This window comes from Methylocystis sp. Sn-Cys, from assembly GCF_016745395.1.
GTDB classification, from domain to species: Bacteria; Pseudomonadota; Alphaproteobacteria; order Rhizobiales; family Beijerinckiaceae; genus Methylocystis; species Methylocystis iwaonis.
Genome location: NZ_JAERVJ010000002.1, coordinates 23,492 through 39,396 on the forward strand (window position 1 = coordinate 23,492; position 15,905 = coordinate 39,396).

Consider the following 15,905-nt stretch of genomic DNA (forward strand, 5'->3'; position numbering starts at 1 on the left):
CATCTGAGAACGCGACTCAGCCGTTGGCGAACGCGCCGAGTTCTGCGCTCCAAATCATTCGCCGCAGATCGCGTGCGATCCGCTGCGTCGATGTATTTCAGGAGCCGCTCGAGCGTTGCGCGCTGCCTTGACAAAATGCATCTCGACGCAAGCGACTGCGAAGAAAAACAAATAATTGAAATACATTAGCGTCTCGCTTTGTCGTCTTGGTTCGCCGTTGGATCGCTTGTCGCCTGCGTGCTGTGAAGCGCGAAAACGCGCGCGAATTTCGAATGCGCCGACGTCGGCGAAAGCATTCAGATTGCGTTTCGATAAGACATCGGAAGCGCTCATCTTCATTGTCGATCATCCAATGCGGCGATGCGAAAGGCGTTGTAACGCTTACTTGTCCGGTGGCGCCACTTGAACCAGCAATTAACCACGTTACGCTAATTGCGCGTATTGTCGGTCGACCATAATTCCGGCAATTCGGATCAAGGGGACTTATTATGGCGAGAGCTACAACGAAGCGTAAGCCGGCCAAGAAGGCAGCGGCGAAGAAGGGTGCGCGCAAGGCCGCCACCAAGAAGGCGACAACCAAAAAACGCGCGACGAAGAAGACGGCCGCGAAGAAGGGCGCCCGCAAGACCGCCGTGAAGAAGACTGCTCGCAAGGCTGTCCGCAAGGTAGCGACGAAGAAGCGCGCCGCGACCAAGAAGGTGGCGACGAAAAAGCGCGCGACCAAGAAATCGACTGTCAAGAAGTCGACGGTCAAGAAGGCGGCCGCCAAGAAGCGCGCTCCCCGCAAGGTGAAGATCGCTCCGCCGGAAACGCCGACCGAAGGCGCCGCCTAAAGGCGTGTTCGTCATGCGCGATCGGAAGAGGGTCGCGCGTCACGAATGCGTTTTTTGCGCAAGATCGCAATCGCCCGGGCGCGCGTTTTATCGCGCGGCCCGGGCGAAGTTGTTTTTGCGGCCAGCTTTCGGCGCTCAGCGCGTCAGACATTCTGTCGCGAAATCGCGCCACAGCGGCTGAGCGGCGCGTGACGCGCGCTTGTGCTTTTCCCATTCCTCGGCGCAGATGCGCATGCGTTCGCGCGCGGCGCGCGGCAGCATGGGCGGCGGCGTCGACGTATCGACCGGCGGCAGCGGCGCCAATACGGCGCCCGCATCGGCTGGCGGCGCCGCCGGCGGTTGCTTCACGACGCCTTGGGGCGTCGTGGGCGTCGACGGTTTCGCTGTTCCCGGTTTCGTCGTCGGCGACTTCTGTACGGCGGTCGCAGGCGCCTTGGGCTTCGCCGCCTGACTCTTCGGCTGACGGGGCGCAGCAGGCTGCGTGGGCTGCGTCTGCTGCGCAAATGCCGGCGCGGCTGCAAGGAGGCTGGCGCCGAGAATGGCGCAACGAAAAATGGCGGCGGGACTGGTGGAGAGCGTTGGCCGGAGGCGTTCCACGGCGATCATTGCATGTTCCAATGCGCGCAAGGCTCACGCGCCATATCTGTCTATAGCGGAGTCGAATGGCGCCGTCCCGCGTGATAAGGCGTCCGCGACAAGAGGAGGCGTGAATGACGGACAAGGAGATTTCTTCGACGCGGCTGCCGCTGGTTCAGCGACCCCGGCGCAATCGCAAAAGCGATTGGTCGCGCCGCCTCGTGCGCGAGACCACGCTCGACGCCTCCGATCTCATCTGGCCGATTTTCGTGATCGAAGGCGAGGGCCGGCGAGAACCCGTTTCTTCCATGCCCGGCGTTTTTCGGCAGTCGATCGATCTTGCCGCGCAGGCCGTCGCAGAGGCCGCCGCGCTCGGCGTGCCGGCGGTGGCGCTTTTTCCCAACACCGATCCGAAGCTGCGCGACGAGAAGGCGAGCGTCGCGCTCGATCCGAATAATCTTGTTTGCCGGGCCTGTCGCGCCATCAAGGAAACGGCGCCCGACATCGGCGTCATCACCGACGTCGCGCTCGATCCTTATACGAGTCATGGCCACGACGGGCTTCTCTCGGGCGACGAAATCCTCAACGACGAGACCGTCGCCGTGCTCGCGGCGCAAGCCGTGACGCAAGCGCGCGCCGGGGCGGACATCATCGCGCCTTCCGACATGATGGACGGGCGCGTCGGCGCCATCCGCTCGGCGCTCGACGCCGAAGGCTTTCAGAATGTGCAGATCATGAGCTACGCCGCGAAATATGCCTCGGCGTTCTACGGACCGTTCCGCGACGCGATCGGCACCAACAAGACGCTGCGCGGCGACAAGCGCGCCTATCAGATGGACCCGGCCAATACCGACGAAGCGTTGCGCGAGGTGGCGCTCGACCTGGAGCAGGGCGCCGATATGGTGATGGTAAAGCCAGGCATGCCTTATCTCGACATCGTGCATCGCATCGCGGAGACCTTTCACACGCCGACCTTCGCGTATCAGGTCTCCGGCGAATATGCGATGATCATGGCCGCCGGGCAAAACGGCTGGCTCGACGAGGAGCGCGCGATGATGGAGAGCCTGCTCGCTTTCAAGCGCGCGGGCGCGGCTGGCGTGCTCACCTATTTCGCGCCGCGCGCGGCAGAGCTTTTGCGGGACGCGAAATGAGGATCAGGCGGCGCGATCGCGCAGATCGCGCACGCGGTCGTGGTTCTCCCGCACGCCGCGATATTGCCGATCGATGATCGCGTGCACGCGCGGCGGAAGCGGCTTGGCGACGGCGATCTCATACGCAGATTTGGCGACGTCTTCGCCGCGCTCGACCTCTTCCAGTATGGCTTTGTCACTCCGCGCGGTGACGAAGGATTTGAGATTGGTCCAGAGTCGATGCAGCGCGCCCGTGATGGAGCTCGACTGCGCCGGCGTGCCGCCGAGCTGCGCGATCTCCGACTCGAGCTCGCGCGCGCCGGTCGCGCAGCGTTGGGCCGCGCTCTGGAAGACAGTTTTGAGCTGAGGGTCGCGCGCTTGCTCGGCCGCGGTGAGAAAGCCTTTCTCGCCGTCGCGGCTGATCTCGACGAGATTGTTGAGCGTCTGAATGACTTCTTTGTTTTCCATCGCGCGCCTCCTGCCGTTGGGTCTCGCGTGCGACGGAAACAAGAGGCGAGAGGCTTTGTTCCGGCGATCAGCGCGCCGCGCGCCGAGAGCCTCGATCGTCTCGCGCCAATCTCTGCATTCGCGCGCGCCACTCCTCTGGCGAAGCCGATCAGCGTCTCGGGAGCCGCGCGCAGGCCAGGGCAGGGCGCGAACGGGGCGCCGTCGGGAAACCAGAGCGGTCCCGTCTGGTCGTCCGGGCGTTTCGACGCCGAACGGGGTTGCCAAAGCCTGCCGCGCGTGGTTTGCCTGTTCGCCAAAGACGGCGCTTGATCGCCGCCATGCGCCAACCTCTCCGGTTCAGCCCCGACCATGATGAGACGCCTGCTGCTCCCCGTTGTTGCAATGGGCCTGGCCCAGACGGCGCCGGCGCGCGCCGATTTTCGCCTGTGCAACAACACGAATGTCAGGGTGAGCGTCGCAATTGCCTATACGGACGGGAAAAACTGGCTTTCGGAAGGCTGGTGGAACCTGAGGCCCACCATCTGCGAGACGCTGCTGCGCGGGCCGCTCGCCGCGCAATTTTACTATGTCTATGCGATGGACGAGCGCGGCGGCGAGTGGAAGGGCAAGGCCTTCATGTGCACCCGCGACCGCGAATTCCGAATCGACGGACGCGAGGATTGCTTCGCACGAGGTTTCGAGCGGACGGGTTTCTTCGAGATCGACACCGGACGAGACGCCAAAAGCTGGACGGTGCAGCTCACCGATCCAAACGCCGCGCCGTCCGCCCAATGACATAGAGCCGCGCTATAGCGGACACGACAAAAGGATTCAGGAACGAAAATGAGAAGGCTCAGGCGGACCAAGATCATCGCGACGCTCGGACCGGCGACGGTCGACAAGGCGGTCATCGCCGGTCTCGTGCGCGCGGGCGCCGACGTATTCCGCATCAATATGAGCCACACCGACCATGCGGCTCTCGCCAATTACGTCCGCGTCATCCGCGAGATCGAGGCGGAGATGTCGCAGGCGATCGGCATTCTGGTCGATCTCCAGGGCCCGAAGCTGCGCATCGGCGCCTTCGAGGAGGGCTCCGTCCATCTGCGCAAGGGCGACGTTTTCATCCTCGACTCCGACCCCACCCCCGGCGACGTCACGCGCGTGCGTCTGCCGCATCCAGAAATCCTCGCGGCGCTCAAAGTGGGCGACACCGTGCTGATCGACGACGGCCGCGTGCGGATGCATGTGGTCGAGGCCGCGCCGGACCGCGCCCACGCCGTTGTCGACGTTGCGGGCCGGCTCTCCAACCGCAAGGGCGTGAGCCTGCCCGATACCGAAATCCCGATCACCTCGATGACCACCAAGGACCGCGCCGATCTCGACGCGGCGCTGGAGCAGGGCATCGATTGGGTCGCCATCTCCTTCGTCCAGCGGGCCGAGGACGTGGTCGAGGTGAAGCGGATCACCAAGGGACGCGCCCTGGTGATGGCCAAGATCGAGAAGCCGCAGGCGATCCACCGCCTCGACGAGGTGATCGAGGTCTCCGACGCGCTGATGGTGGCGCGCGGCGATCTTGGCGTCGAGGTGCCGCTCGAGCGCGTGCCCGGCCTGCAAAAGCGCATCAATCGTTCGGCGCGCCGGCTCGGCAAGCCGGTCGTCATCGCGACTCAGATGCTGGAGTCGATGATCCTGTCGCCGCTGCCGACGCGCGCCGAGGTCTCGGACGTCGCGACGGCGGTCTTCGAGGGCGCCGACGCCGTGATGCTTTCGGCGGAGAGCGCCGCTGGCCAATATCCGCAGGACGCCGTCGCGACCATGAGCCGCATCGCGGAGGAGGTCGAGACGGATGCGGTGTTCCGCTCGATCATCAACGCTCAGCGCGGCGAGCTGGCCAATCCGACCTATGCCGACGCCATTGCGGTGGCGGCGCGCGACGTCGCGCAGACGCTGCACTCGAAGGCGATATGCGCCTGGACGTCGTCGGGCACGACAGCCCTGCGCATCGCCCGCGAACGCCCGCAGTCGCCGATCCTGGCCCTGACGCCGAAGCGCGACACCGCGCGGCGGCTGGCGCTGGTCTGGGGCGTTCACGCGCTCGAGACGCGCGACGCCACGGACATCGAGGATATGGTGAAGCGCGCCTGCGAATATTCCAAGGGCGAGGGTTTCGGCGAGGACGGCGACCGCGTCATCATCGTCGCCGGCATGCCTTTCGGCTCTCCTGGCGCGACGAACATGATCCGCATCGCGCATCTGGGCGAAGAGGCGGCGATCCCCGACGAGGACGCTCCCTGATCGGAAGGAAGGGCCGCCTATTCCGCGGCCCGCCACTCCATCATGATCGTCTTGCGGCCCGAGAGCGTGTTGGCGCCGCGGCCGATCTCGGCGAAGCCGCGGCGCTCGTAGAAACGGATCGCGCGCATATTGTCCGCATTGACGTCGAGACGTATGACGCCCTGCGACAGCGCGCGGGCGGCCGCCATCAACGCGTCCGCATAGCCGTCGCCCTGATAGGCCGGACCGACGCAAATCTGGTCGAGCCAGCCGGTTTCGGGGTCGATCACGACAAATCCCGCAAGCCGCTCCCCGCTCCCGTCGAATATGCAGAGGGTGGCGGCGCCCTTCGCCTCCAGCGCCGCGATCTGCTGCGTCAGCCAATCCCGGCGGGCGTCGAAATCGATCTCCGGATAGGCCGCGCGCCAAGAGGCGACCCAAAGATCGAGCATCTCAGCCAGATCGGCGTCCTCGCGACGGCGCAGGCGCGGCGCGGGCGGCGCGCAGGCCGCCGCGTCCGGACCCGGGCAGGCGCTCACGCCTTCCTCATCACGTCGAGAAGCTGGCGGTGGATCGCCTCGTTGCCGACGCAGATTTCGCCCTTGGTCAGCATGTCGGACCCGCCCGAGAGGTCGCTCACGAAGCCGCCAGCCTCGCGCACGAGCACAATGCCCGCCGCGACATCCCAGGAATTGATGCCGCGCTCCCAATAGCCGTCGAAACGGCCGCAGGCGACATTGGCGAGATCCATGGCGGCGGCGCCCATGCGGCGGATATTGCCGATCTTGGCCATGCCGGCCGCAAGCTCCTTCTTGAAGGATTCATGGTCGCGCGCACGGGCGAGGGGCGGGATTCCGCAGGCGACCATCGACTCCGCCAAAGACCGGCGCGCGGCGACGCGCATGCGCCGATTGTTGAAATAGGCGCCCTGGCCCTTTTCGGCGACAAACATCTCGTCCGTCGCGGGATTATAGACCAGCCCGGCGACGAGCTGCCCGTCGCGCTCCAGCGCCACCGAGACGGCGAAGACGGGGACGCCGTGCAGGAAGTTCGAGGTGCCGTCGAGCGGATCGATATGCCAGGTGTGGCTCTTGTCCGAGCCTTCGACCGTCCCGCCTTCCTCCATGATAAAGCCATAGCCCGGGCGAGCCTTGGACAGCTCCTCGAAAAGGGTCTTCTCCGCGCGCTTGTCGGCGGCGGAAACGAAGTCCCCCGGTCCCTTCACCGACACTTGGAGATTTTCGACTTCGCCGAAATCTCGCTTCAGGCCGCGGCCGGCCTTGATGGCGGCGGCGGTCATCACATTCATCAAAGCGGAGCGAATCATCGGAAGAAGCCTCGGGGCGCGCAGGGGGGAGCCACGACATGCCTTTCGCTGGTCCATACGTCAAGCATTTGCGAGGGATTAGCATGGGGGCTGGCAGGGTCTTAACCGTGTGTTAAGCATTTTGGTCAAATTCTTTACATAATCGCGTTTGAACGGAGCATCGCCGATGGCGAACATGGACGTCGATTTCGGAATGGCGCGTCACGATCGGCCTCAGGCCATGATTGCGCTCTATCGTTCCGCGCTCCGTAGCCAGCCCCCGGCTTTTCGCCAGCCGAAAGCAACGCCGAAATATACGCGTATCGACGCCGGCCAATTTCTCCGAACGGTCGTTCTTCTCGCCCTCTGCTTTGGCGCTTTGCAGCTCCCGCGCGCCGAAAAGGCGCAGCACGAAAAGCTCGACGCCACCGCGTTTTTCATGCGCTAGCGCGTTCTCCGTTCGCAATCATGCGAGCGATGAGGACGTGCGGATTTATAAAAGCTGGAGCGCTTTCTCTCCGCAAAAGTCTATCAATTGTTGTGGAGAGAATGGGCGTTACTCATTGCAAGTGATTGATTTATCGAAGGCGCCTCTCACGTCGAACGAGCTTTGCCTATGGTGAATCCGGCGTAGCGCCGGAGCTCTTTTTATCGTCGGGGAATAAGCGTCACTGTTAAGGTTAAAAAACGCTTAAGCAAGCGCGTCTCTGTCAATTGAGCTAAGGTCCCATATATCGAATTTCGCCGGGGCTCGAAGACCGGCATGGGCGTGAGCGTATCATGGGTCGTGTAAGTGACAGTCGGGGTGAGCAGAATCAGCCCGTATCCTTCGTCGAAAAGCTCGCGGGCTCCGAAGCTTTCGGCATGATGTTCAGAGAAGGCATGGGTCTCGTGGAAGAGGCGGCGGCCTATCTCGACGGCGCGGGCCGCGACGAAGCGAAAGAGCTGCCGCGCACAGAAGCGCTGGCCTATGCCGCCGAAAGCATGCGGCTGACGACCCGTTTGATGCAGATCGCCTCCTGGCTCCTCTTGCAGCGCGCGGTGAACCAAGGCGAACTCACCCGCAGTCAGGCGGCGAGCGACCGGCATCGCGTCAAGCTGCACCAGCAGGAGCTGGCGTCGGCGCCGGATGTCTTTCAGCGCCTCCCGCAGCGTCTGCGCGACCTTGCCCTGCATTCGCTGCGCCTGCAGGCCCGGATCATCCACCTCGATCAGTTGATTTACGCTGGCCCCGAGGCTGCGCCCGCCAATGCGACGCCCGCGCCGAGCCCCGTTCAGGAGCAACTGGCCAAGCTGCGCGACGCTTTCGCCCAATAGAGAAGCCGGCTTCCAATATTGGCCGCCAGATCGACGTGGTGTCGACGCCCCTCGCGCTTCGAGACGGCTGCTGCGCAGCCTCCTCAGCATGAGGGGCTTCTGCATCTAGGCCAAACACTTAGGCCTCATCCTGAGGCGCGAGCGAAGCTCGTGTCTCGAAGGACGAGGCCGACTCGGTAGGTTTGTCGAAATTCCGGCGGCGGGACGGAAGTCCCGCCGTTTCCTATTTCCGGCGCTGAAACGAAAAACGCCGGAGCGGCAGGGCGCTCCGGCGTTTGATCTGTCTAAAGAGACGCAGGCAGAAGCTTACTTTTTGCCGAAGCTCAGGCCGCCGAAGCGCGAGTTGAAGCGGGAGAGACGGCCGCCGCGGTCGAGGAGCTGGGCCGAGCCGCCGGTCCAGGCCGGATGGGTCTTGGGATCGATGTCGAGGTTCATCGTGTCCCCTTCCTTGCCCCAGGTCGAGCGCGTCAGATATTCGCTGCCGTCGGTCATCACCACCTTGATGGTGTGATAGTCGGGGTGGATTTCGTTTTTCATCGAACGCGTCCTTCCTGCGATTTGAAACGGTCACGACCCCGAGACGCCTGTCGGCGCGGGGCGGCCGGTCGAAGCTGACGATTTGGTGCGCTCATAGCGCAATGCATGGCCGTCGGCAAGGTTTCCGGGCAAAAAAGCGGCGGCTCAACCTAGCTCCCGCCTTGCATGAGCATGTCCGGGTCGCTCAGGCTCTCGCCAATCGCTTCGTCGACATATTTAAAGAGCGCGAGATCGTCCGCGAGAAGGTCGTTCACGATGCCGATCTTTGCGAGAGATTCGGCCAAAGTCTTCACGCTCTGGAAAAAGACGGGCTCTTCGTCCCCGAAAATATTCGCCCCGGCGGCGGCTGTCACGAGATCCTTGAAAAGCGGGAAGCGCTCGCGCGTGCCGACGACGTCGAAGTCCGCCAGGGCGTCGAGCGCTCGGGAAACATTGGCGTTCTTGGGCATTTCATCGACGTCGCAGCCAAAGACTTTCGTCATCGGGCTCATCAGCTCGCGGCGTTGTTGCTCGGTCGTGCCACGAAACGCGCTGGTCAGGGCCTTCTGATCGTTGAAGGGCAGGTTGGCGGCGAATTCGAGAAGGGACTTCACGCCGGTCGTATAGCCGGCGAAGGAGGAGTCGGCGCTTCCCTCCTTGACGAGGAAGTTCAGAAAATAAAGCCGCTCCGCCAGCTCCTCATGCGGCTCGCGCAGCAGGGCCATCCGCAGATAGCCCTTTTCTTTCAGGAGGTCGTTGTAGCGTAGAAGCAGCGAGCGCCCCGAGATGAAAATGGACTTGCAGAAAGGGTTGGCGATGAGCGCGATAGTCGTTTCGAGACCGTTGCGCTCGGAGTTGAAGTAGCTGAGGCTGAATCGATTGTTGATTTCCTGCAGGATGCGGCGCTGGGGAATAAGCGTGCAGTCGAACAGGAATATTTTGCGCTCGACGTGGTCCGGCTGAAATCGCCGGTAGATCGGCAGATGGTTGTCGCCTTCGATGATCTCGACCTCGGGCAGATGCGCGAGGTCGGGCACGATATCCGGGCCGATGGAGAAGCCGCATTGACCCGTCGAATGGAGGCCGAAGTCGCGGATGTCGGCTCTGAGCAGATTTGCCGAGATCTCGATGTCATCGCGTCCGGGGATCGAAATAATGAATTTCGGTATCTCCGACGGATTATCCGGCGCGAGCCAACCTACGATCTGATCACCGGTGTCGGCGTCAATAATAAAATGCATATTTGGGGCGTTCTGGCTGGCTATCAGGAAGCGTTGTCGGCGGCATCCGGGAGAAGATCGCGACGATTCCCGGCCAATCCCTGGTTTCGATGTCCTCTATCCGAGAAGGCCTTCTGACTCAAGTCTGGCGGGCCTCGTCGCTTCACCATAAAGAGTGCGTCGGACATGGCCAGCGCACGGAGGCTAGACCTTGCGAATCATGATTCTCGGCGGCTCCAATTCCAGTCCGAAGCACGGTTGGGCGGCCGAGTTGGCGAAGATTGCGCCCGAGCATGTGTTCGACAACAAGTTCCTCGGGGCGGTCGGCTCGCTTTTCGGGCTCCTGCGCCTGCTCAAAATGGCGCGGGACGGCGATCCGAGGCCCGACGCGATCATTTTCGAATATACGCTGAACGACACTGTTTGGCTGGCGGGCGAGAGCCTCGATCCCCGGATCATCGCCGATACGTTGAGCGATGTTCTGACCTTCTGCGCGCGCGAACGGATCGCGGTCTTGTTTCTTTGCCTTTGTCTGCGGCCTCACGAAGGGCAGGGCGAGGCCGAAGGCTCGTTGTTCCTCGACAATATCTACAGAGCTGCGGCGGAAAAGCGGGGCGCAGCCTGCCTCTTTCTCTCCGACATACTCGGCCATATCGATGCGAGCCAATATGTCGACCACAAGCATCTCGACGCCGCTTCTTTCGGTCGCGTCGCACAAGCGGTCGCCGAGCGTCTGCGTAAGCCGATCCCGACACCGCGGGGACCGGCGCTCAACATGCGCTTTTGCTACGCCGACGCGACGCAGGCGTCGATTTCGGGGCCGGTCTCCCGCCTGCAACGCAGCGCGACCGTGTTCGAGGGCGCATTCGTTGAGATCGCCCGGGGCGGCGGATGCCAATGGAACATTCGCGGCCGCCTCGTCGCCGCTCTTTTGCGCTCGACCGAACAAAGCGGTTGCTATGCGATTAGGGCTGGAGATCGAACGATCCGCAAAAACGCCCAATCGCTCGCGCGCGAGGCGGTGGAGAACCTGATTATCCTCCATTACGTCGCGCAAGCGCTGCCAGCAGGCAAAAGCGTCGTTTTCGACATGCCGGCATCGGAATCGGCGTTGATGGGGCTTCCTGACGATCTCACCCTGATGGAGGGGCCCGCGCATGTTCCTTTCGAGGAGCAGACGTTGGAGATCGCTGGAATCATGGTCTACCGGCCGCCATCTTTGGCGCGCCGGGTCTATGAAGCGCTCTTGCCGGGATGACGGCCGAGGATGCCGCGCGTCAGGCGGCGAGCATGCGCTGAACCTCGCTCACGAGGTCGCGCAGATGGAAGGGCTTGGAGAGAATTTTCGCCTGCCTGGGCGCTTGGTTGTCTGGGTTCAGCGCGACGGCGGCGAAGCCCGTGATGAACATGACCTTGATGTCGGGGTCGAGCTCGGTGGCGCGGCGGGCGAGCTCGATCCCGTCCATTTCGGGCATGACGATGTCGGTCAGCAGCAGCTCGAAGGGCTCGACCCGGAGCTGGTCATAGGCGGAGAGCCCATTATCGAAGGAGGTCACCGAAAAACCCGCCTGCTGTAGCGCCTTCACCAGGAAGCGACGCATGTCGTTGTCGTCTTCGGCAAGCAGGATCTTCGCCGTCGGGCTGTCGTTCATCTCAGTCCTCTCGAGGGGGTTTTTTCCATATGAACCCCAGCCTGTAAATATCGGGTGAAAACCCGGCCGCGTGAGGGTAACTTAGAAGGCTAGACTATAGAACCTATCGAAGCTTGCGGCGCGCCAAAGCATGGAGCGTGCCGCGGGTCGGAGCGGGCCGGGACGATTCGATGGATGGCCGAAAATTAGGACAAGGGGAAGAGGGGGCGAGCGAAGCGTCGCCTCTCGAACCCGAGCTGTCGCCGCCTTTCCAGGTGATCGAGCCGGACGAACTTCTCTCGCCGCTCGTTTTTTCGTCTCCTCATTCCGGGCGGGTCTATCCTCAGCGCTTCCTCGACGCCGCAAAACTCGACGCCCTTTCCCTGCGCCGTTCCGAAGACGCCTATGTCGACGAATTATTCGAGTCGGCGCGGTCGGTCGGCGCGCCGATGCTGCGCGCACTGTTCCCGCGCGCCTATCTCGATCTCAACCGCGAGCCCTATGAACTCGACCCGAAGCTGTTCGAGGGGCCTTTGCCGCAATTCGCCAACACGCGCTCGCTCAGGGTCGCGGCGGGGCTCGGCACCGTTCCGCGGGTGGCGGCCGACGCTCGGGAAATCTACGCTGGCCGCATTTCGCTTGATGAGGGCCTGCAGCGGATCGAGGCGCTCTATAAACCCTATCATGCAGAGCTGCGCGCGCTCGTGGAGCGCGCCGCCCGCCGCTTTGGCGTCGCGATCGTCGTCGATTGCCACTCCATGCCCTCGTCTGGCGCGCGCGGCGCGTCTCCGCTGCCTGGCGGGGAAAAGAAACGCGTCGATTTCGTCATTGGCGATCGCTATGGCGCGAGCGTCGCGCCGAGCGTCGTCGACGGCGTCGAGGCGCGGCTTTGCGCGCGGGGCTATAATGTCCAGCGGAACCGACCCTATGCCGGCGGTTTCATCACCGAGCATTTCGGCCGCCCGCGCGCGGGCTGGCACGCGCTGCAGATCGAAGTCTCGCGCGGGCTTTACATGAATGAAGCGACTCTGGAAAAGAGCGACCGCTTTGCGGCGGTCGCCGCCGATCTCGCAGAGGTCGTCGCCGGGCTTGCTCAAGATGTCGAGCTGGGCGAATCCTTTGGCGGCCCGCGCAGGATGGCCGCAGAATAAACGCGGCCTCTCGTCGCTGGAGCATCTATGACAGTCGTCGATTTCGAAAAATTCGTGGAAGAGCTCGCCGATGTTTCAGGCGAGGCCGTCATGCCGTTCTTCCGCACGGCGATCGCCGCGGACGATAAGGCGCATGGCGGGGCATTCGATCCGGTGACGGAGGCGGATCGCGCCGCCGAGATCGCGATGCGGCGGCTGATCGAGCGGACCTTTCCGAGCCACGGAATCATCGGCGAAGAATTCGGCTCGAGGAATCAGGACGCCGAATATGTCTGGGTGCTCGATCCGATCGACGGCACGAAAAGCTTCATCTCCGGCTTTCCGACATGGGGCACGCTCATCGGCCTCTCACATCGCGGGCGCCCCTGCTATGGCCTGATGCATCAGCCCTTCACGCGCGAGCGTTTCCACGGCGACGGCGAGGCCGCCTTCTGGCGCGGGCCATCACGCCATGGCAAGGCCGCGGAGGAGCGGCGCAAGCTTGTCGTGCGCCCTTGCGCGACGCTCGCCCAGGCGACGCTGATGACAACCTCGCCGCTGCTCATCGAGCCGGCGCTGCGCGATAAATTCCACCGCGTGGAATCGCAAGTGCGCCTCTCGCGCTATGGCGGCGATTGCTACGCCTATTGCGCGCTCGCCGCCGGCCATGTCGATCTCGTGATTGAAGCGGGCCTCAACACTTATGACATTGTCGCGCTGATCCCTATCGTCGAAGGGGCGGGGGGCGTCGTCACGACATGGGACGGCGGGGATCCGGCGCAGGGCGGCGCGATTGTCGCTGCAGGAGACAAGGCGCTGCATGAGGCGGCGATGAGGTTGTTGGCAGGGTAACTGCGCCCCAGTTTTTTTGATACAAGGCGTCCAGTATCGCGCTGAGCTCATCGGCGCGTTGCCGCAGTCGCTCTTCGTAGTGGAAGCGCTCGATGAAGTTCACGGCTAGCCTGGCGTAAAGGTCGAGACAATAATGTTCTTGCTCGCTCAGGCAGCGGGGCCAGCGGAAATGTGTGGAGATGATTCCGAGGGGAGTCCCGTCGTGCGAGAGGAGGGGAGTCGACTGAACCGCGCGGAATCCGGCGGCGCGGGCAATGTCGCGATAAGGCGCGAATGCCGGTTCGGTCTCGACGTCCGCCACGACAACGCGCTCGCGCGTGCGCAAAGCCCGGCCACAGGCGGAGTCATCGTCCGCGGAAACTTCGGCGAAGAAGTCCAGAAATTCTGGATCGAACCCTTGCTGGACGGCGATGGTCAAAATGCCGCGTTCAGGCTGCAGGATTTGAACATTGCCCATGTCCGCGGCGAGCATTTCGATTGTGGCGGCGAGCATTTCCTGCAGCCCCTGCTGGCAGTCTCGGGCTCGCCAAAGCCTTGTGCTGATGTCGCTAAGGCGCTTCAGCGTCGAAATTTCGCAGTCATCTTGTCGTCGCATGCGGGCCACTGCTTTGCGTCGCTTTCCGCGCCTCGCTCCCGCGGCATATTATCGCACTGTAATATCGGGATTTCTCTGGGTCCAGTAGCTTAAAGAGCGGCAAGAATCTCGTCGAAGTATCGGCGCGTAGCCAAAGCTTCGGGGCGTCGATCGTCAGCCCCCGGAGCCCGGAATAAACGCATCGAACGCCCGCCAAAACTGCCCGCGCAACTCATCGCGCTCCATCAAAATCTCGTGCTTGGCGCCTGCGATGGTGAGCAGCGCGCCCGTGTCGAGATTTTGCGTGAAACGCTCCATGGCGGCGTTCGACACGATCTTCTCTCGCCCAGCTTCGAAAATCAGCGTCGGCGTGCGAATGGCGCGCGCGAATTCCGGCGCCTCGAAACGCTTCATCAGGCGGAAGGCGGCGTTGACCCAGCCGATCGTCGGATCGCCGATGACGAGCTGCGGCGCCGCCGCGATAATGCGCGCATTGCGGGCGAAGCGGACTGGATCGGTCGTGAGCTTGTTTCCCTCGAAGGCTAATTCGAGATAGTTGCGCCCGCCGCCGAAAGGGATGAACTGGCCGCCGAGGCCGAGCATATCGAGCGTATCGGCGAGCCATCGCGCGCCGCGCGGGAAAGGCAGATTGGCGAGGTCGACCATTGGCGCGATGAGCGCCATGCGCTCGAAAGGCGGGCGGGAGGAATGCGCCAGATCGAGCATGATCGCGCCGCCCATCGAATGGGCGAGCGCGAACCAGGGCTGCGGCCGGGGGCTCAGCACTTGCGCGACAAAGACGTCGAGGTCGCGCTGATACTGCGAGAAATCGTCGACATGGCCTTTGCGGGGATCGGCGAGTTCGCGTTCCGAGCCCGCCTGTCCACGCCAATCGAGCGCGACGACATCGAAGCCCCGCTTGCGCAGATTCTCTATCGTCTCGAAATATTTCTCGATGAACTCGTTGTGTCCCTGGAAAACGGCGACCGTGCCGCGCGCCGTCGTCGGGCAGGGGAAGATCGCGGCGCGCAGGCGTCTGCCATCATAGGCCTTCAACTGCTGAACGATGGCGCCGTCGGGAATGGGATTATCTGACGTCGCGACCAGCTCGAGCATGTGTCCTCCGTGGCGATGGCGGCCCGAATCCAACCGCGCGACCATAGTGCATTTTCGCGCGGCGCCGGAACAGGCGGAAAGCTGTCACATCGAGCAGAGCGCCGCGAGCCGGTCAGGCTCCGCAAAGTTCATCTTGCCTGTCACAATGGCGGAGACGGCGCCGGAGGCGTCGAGGAAATAATGCAGGGGCGTCGCCACGCCGCCCGCCTTGGTCTCGCCATAGAAGGCGCGCGCGGCCTTCGCCTTGGCGAGGTCGGTTTTGCTTAAATCGCCGACGCGGTAGATTTGCCAGGGCAGGCCGTAGCTCTTGAACTTCGCGAGGTCCTTGGGGAAGTCCTTTGCGATCGCCGAAACGACGACGATGTTCCAGCGTTGCGGACAGGCTTTGGCAATTGCCTTGTAGCCGGAGACCTCCCCGAGGCAATTGGGACACCAATAGGCCCAAAGGGAAACAAGCGTCGGTTTGCCATTCGCCATGAGCGCGCGCAGATCGAGCGGGGCGCCTTTTTCGTCGACGAGCGCGACCTCCCGCAAGGAGGCTTTCATCTCCGCCTCTGTCACCGAGCGTTCGACCTGCATGCCAAGGAGCTCCGCGCGGGCAAAAGTGGCGGCGCAGGCAAAAATAAGAAGGAACGCAATCCGGAATATCATTGGCCGCTTCCGTAACGAAAGGGCGACGCTTTCGCGCCGCTCAGATTGCCGACAAAGTGGCGGTGACGCCCCTCATGCTTCGAGACGCCTGCTGCGCAGGCTCCTCAGCATGAGGAGCTTCTGCAACTTCGCCAAACACTTAGGCCTCATCCTGAGGAGCGAGCGACGCTCGCGTCTCGAAGGACGAGGCCGCCTCGGAGGTTTGTCAACGAACTGAGCAACGCTTTTGCGTCGCAGCAGCCACAGAATGAGGGGCTTCTGCATCTGCGTCAAACCGGAGAGATGTAAGGATTTCGTCTCTCGATATGCGGCGCGACAGCGCCAAAAAATCG

The 15,905-nt window shown here is 63.1% G+C and carries 19 protein-coding genes; 9 read left to right on the forward strand and 10 right to left on the reverse strand.

Going from position 1 to position 15,905, the window contains the following annotated elements; translation table 11 throughout:
* Window positions 1-488 precede the first annotated feature (488 nt).
* Window positions 489-833 carry a hypothetical protein gene (locus JJT62_RS04790; protein ID WP_202071569.1) on the forward strand — a complete coding sequence of 115 codons (345 nt, stop codon included), beginning with the start codon at window positions 489-491 and terminating at the stop codon, window positions 831-833.
* A 135-nt stretch (window positions 834-968) separates the two neighbouring features.
* Here the strand turns inward: JJT62_RS04790 and JJT62_RS04795 are convergent, their stop codons facing one another.
* Window positions 969-1,439 (reverse strand): hypothetical protein, encoded by a 471-nt coding sequence (locus tag JJT62_RS04795; RefSeq protein WP_202071570.1) that lies wholly within the window; start codon window positions 1,437-1,439, stop codon window positions 969-971.
* 104 nt (window positions 1,440-1,543) lie between these two features.
* Between JJT62_RS04795 and hemB the strand changes: the two genes are divergently transcribed.
* Window positions 1,544-2,560, forward strand: coding sequence for a porphobilinogen synthase (gene hemB / locus JJT62_RS04800; RefSeq protein WP_202071571.1), 1,017 nt, complete (start codon window positions 1,544-1,546; stop codon window positions 2,558-2,560).
* 3 nt (window positions 2,561-2,563) lie between these two features.
* Here hemB and JJT62_RS04805 read toward each other — a convergent pair whose 3' ends face one another.
* Window positions 2,564-3,007, reverse strand: coding sequence for a PA2169 family four-helix-bundle protein (locus JJT62_RS04805; protein WP_202071572.1), 444 nt, complete (start codon window positions 3,005-3,007; stop codon window positions 2,564-2,566).
* A 348-nt stretch (window positions 3,008-3,355) separates the two neighbouring features.
* On the opposite strand from JJT62_RS04805, the gene JJT62_RS04810 reads away from it, so the two are divergent.
* Both JJT62_RS04810 and pyk read left to right on the forward strand, forming a co-directional pair.
* Complete coding sequence (locus tag JJT62_RS04810; protein ID WP_202071573.1) at window positions 3,356-3,781, forward strand: DUF1036 domain-containing protein; 426 nt, start codon at window positions 3,356-3,358, stop codon at window positions 3,779-3,781.
* Between the two features lie 48 nt (window positions 3,782-3,829).
* Window positions 3,830-5,281, forward strand: coding sequence for a pyruvate kinase (gene pyk, locus JJT62_RS04815; RefSeq protein WP_202071574.1), 1,452 nt, complete (start codon window positions 3,830-3,832; stop codon window positions 5,279-5,281).
* 17 nt (window positions 5,282-5,298) lie between these two features.
* Here pyk and JJT62_RS04820 read toward each other — a convergent pair whose 3' ends face one another.
* Both JJT62_RS04820 and JJT62_RS04825 read right to left on the reverse strand, forming a co-directional pair.
* Window positions 5,299-5,799, reverse strand: coding sequence for a GNAT family N-acetyltransferase (locus JJT62_RS04820; protein ID WP_330084753.1), 501 nt, complete (start codon window positions 5,797-5,799; stop codon window positions 5,299-5,301).
* Window positions 5,796-6,587 (reverse strand): inositol monophosphatase family protein, encoded by a 792-nt coding sequence (locus tag JJT62_RS04825; protein WP_202071575.1) that lies wholly within the window; start codon window positions 6,585-6,587, stop codon window positions 5,796-5,798. The genes JJT62_RS04820 and JJT62_RS04825 overlap by 4 nt, the downstream gene beginning before the upstream one ends.
* Before the next feature lie 166 nt (window positions 6,588-6,753).
* Between JJT62_RS04825 and JJT62_RS04830 the strand changes: the two genes are divergently transcribed.
* Window positions 6,754-7,014, forward strand: a complete 261-nt coding sequence (locus tag JJT62_RS04830) for a hypothetical protein (protein ID WP_202071576.1) — start codon at window positions 6,754-6,756, stop codon at window positions 7,012-7,014.
* A 332-nt stretch (window positions 7,015-7,346) separates the two neighbouring features.
* Window positions 7,347-7,883, forward strand: coding sequence for a DUF1465 family protein (locus JJT62_RS04835; protein WP_202071577.1), 537 nt, complete (start codon window positions 7,347-7,349; stop codon window positions 7,881-7,883).
* Window positions 7,884-8,189: 306 nt separating this feature from the next.
* Here JJT62_RS04835 and rpmE read toward each other — a convergent pair whose 3' ends face one another.
* Complete coding sequence (gene rpmE / locus JJT62_RS04840) at window positions 8,190-8,420, reverse strand: 50S ribosomal protein L31 (RefSeq protein ID WP_202071578.1); 231 nt, start codon at window positions 8,418-8,420, stop codon at window positions 8,190-8,192.
* 149 nt (window positions 8,421-8,569) lie between these two features.
* Complete coding sequence (locus JJT62_RS04845; RefSeq protein ID WP_202071579.1) at window positions 8,570-9,640, reverse strand: hypothetical protein; 1,071 nt, start codon at window positions 9,638-9,640, stop codon at window positions 8,570-8,572.
* A 190-nt stretch (window positions 9,641-9,830) separates the two neighbouring features.
* Between JJT62_RS04845 and JJT62_RS04850 the strand changes: the two genes are divergently transcribed.
* Window positions 9,831-10,877, forward strand: a complete 1,047-nt coding sequence (locus JJT62_RS04850) for a hypothetical protein (RefSeq protein ID WP_202071580.1) — start codon at window positions 9,831-9,833, stop codon at window positions 10,875-10,877.
* A gap of 19 nt (window positions 10,878-10,896) precedes the next feature.
* Here the strand turns inward: JJT62_RS04850 and cpdR are convergent, their stop codons facing one another.
* Entirely contained in the window at window positions 10,897-11,271 is a 375-nt protein-coding gene (cpdR, locus tag JJT62_RS04855) for a cell cycle two-component system response regulator CpdR (protein ID WP_202071581.1), read from the reverse strand.
* A gap of 170 nt (window positions 11,272-11,441) precedes the next feature.
* Here cpdR and JJT62_RS04860 point away from each other — a divergent pair, with 170 nt between their 5' ends.
* On the forward strand, window positions 11,442-12,401 hold the full coding sequence (locus JJT62_RS04860) for an N-formylglutamate amidohydrolase (protein WP_202071582.1): 960 nt from the start codon (window positions 11,442-11,444) through the stop codon (window positions 12,399-12,401).
* Between the two features lie 27 nt (window positions 12,402-12,428).
* Window positions 12,429-13,232 (forward strand): histidinol-phosphatase, encoded by an 804-nt coding sequence (hisN, locus tag JJT62_RS04865; protein WP_202071583.1) that lies wholly within the window; start codon window positions 12,429-12,431, stop codon window positions 13,230-13,232.
* On the opposite strand, the gene JJT62_RS19495 is transcribed toward hisN, so the two are convergent.
* From JJT62_RS19495 to JJT62_RS04880, 3 genes are all read right to left on the reverse strand, one after another.
* Window positions 13,132-13,827, reverse strand: a complete 696-nt coding sequence (locus JJT62_RS19495) for a GAF domain-containing protein (protein ID WP_370568498.1) — start codon at window positions 13,825-13,827, stop codon at window positions 13,132-13,134. The two genes, hisN and JJT62_RS19495, sit on opposite strands and share 101 nt — an antisense overlap.
* 153 nt (window positions 13,828-13,980) lie before the next feature.
* A complete protein-coding gene (locus JJT62_RS04875; RefSeq protein ID WP_202071585.1) occupies window positions 13,981-14,922 on the reverse strand; it encodes an alpha/beta fold hydrolase in 942 nt (313 codons plus the stop codon).
* A gap of 84 nt (window positions 14,923-15,006) precedes the next feature.
* Window positions 15,007-15,501 carry a TlpA disulfide reductase family protein gene (locus tag JJT62_RS04880; RefSeq protein ID WP_246744728.1) on the reverse strand — a complete coding sequence of 165 codons (495 nt, stop codon included), beginning with the start codon at window positions 15,499-15,501 and terminating at the stop codon, window positions 15,007-15,009.
* Between the last annotated feature and the right edge of the window lie 404 nt (window positions 15,502-15,905).

Excerpts from the sequence above, each read along its gene's own strand:
- JJT62_RS04805 (WP_202071572.1), bottom strand. The coding sequence starts at position 3,007 with ATGGAAAACAAAGAAGTCATTCAGACGCTCAACAATCTCGTCGAGATC.
- JJT62_RS04835 (WP_202071577.1), top strand. The coding sequence starts at position 7,347 with ATGGGTCGTGTAAGTGACAGTCGGGGTGAGCAGAATCAGCCCGTATCC.
- cpdR (WP_202071581.1), bottom strand. The coding sequence starts at position 11,271 with ATGAACGACAGCCCGACGGCGAAGATCCTGCTTGCCGAAGACGACAAC.
- hisN (WP_202071583.1), top strand. The coding sequence starts at position 12,429 with ATGACAGTCGTCGATTTCGAAAAATTCGTGGAAGAGCTCGCCGATGTT.
- JJT62_RS19495 (WP_370568498.1), bottom strand. The coding sequence starts at position 13,827 with ATGCGACGACAAGATGACTGCGAAATTTCGACGCTGAAGCGCCTTAGC.
- JJT62_RS04795 (WP_202071570.1), bottom strand. The coding sequence starts at position 1,439 with ATGATCGCCGTGGAACGCCTCCGGCCAACGCTCTCCACCAGTCCCGCC.
- hemB (WP_202071571.1), top strand. The coding sequence starts at position 1,544 with ATGACGGACAAGGAGATTTCTTCGACGCGGCTGCCGCTGGTTCAGCGA.
- JJT62_RS04845 (WP_202071579.1), bottom strand. The coding sequence starts at position 9,640 with ATGCATTTTATTATTGACGCCGACACCGGTGATCAGATCGTAGGTTGG.
- rpmE (WP_202071578.1), bottom strand. The coding sequence starts at position 8,420 with ATGAAAAACGAAATCCACCCCGACTATCACACCATCAAGGTGGTGATG.
- pyk (WP_202071574.1), top strand. The coding sequence starts at position 3,830 with ATGAGAAGGCTCAGGCGGACCAAGATCATCGCGACGCTCGGACCGGCG.
- JJT62_RS04830 (WP_202071576.1), top strand. The coding sequence starts at position 6,754 with ATGGCGAACATGGACGTCGATTTCGGAATGGCGCGTCACGATCGGCCT.
- JJT62_RS04825 (WP_202071575.1), bottom strand. The coding sequence starts at position 6,587 with ATGATTCGCTCCGCTTTGATGAATGTGATGACCGCCGCCGCCATCAAG.
- JJT62_RS04875 (WP_202071585.1), bottom strand. The coding sequence starts at position 14,922 with ATGCTCGAGCTGGTCGCGACGTCAGATAATCCCATTCCCGACGGCGCC.
- JJT62_RS04860 (WP_202071582.1), top strand. The coding sequence starts at position 11,442 with ATGGATGGCCGAAAATTAGGACAAGGGGAAGAGGGGGCGAGCGAAGCG.
- JJT62_RS04880 (WP_246744728.1), bottom strand. The coding sequence starts at position 15,501 with ATGCAGGTCGAACGCTCGGTGACAGAGGCGGAGATGAAAGCCTCCTTG.
- JJT62_RS04810 (WP_202071573.1), top strand. The coding sequence starts at position 3,356 with ATGATGAGACGCCTGCTGCTCCCCGTTGTTGCAATGGGCCTGGCCCAG.
- JJT62_RS04790 (WP_202071569.1), top strand. The coding sequence starts at position 489 with ATGGCGAGAGCTACAACGAAGCGTAAGCCGGCCAAGAAGGCAGCGGCG.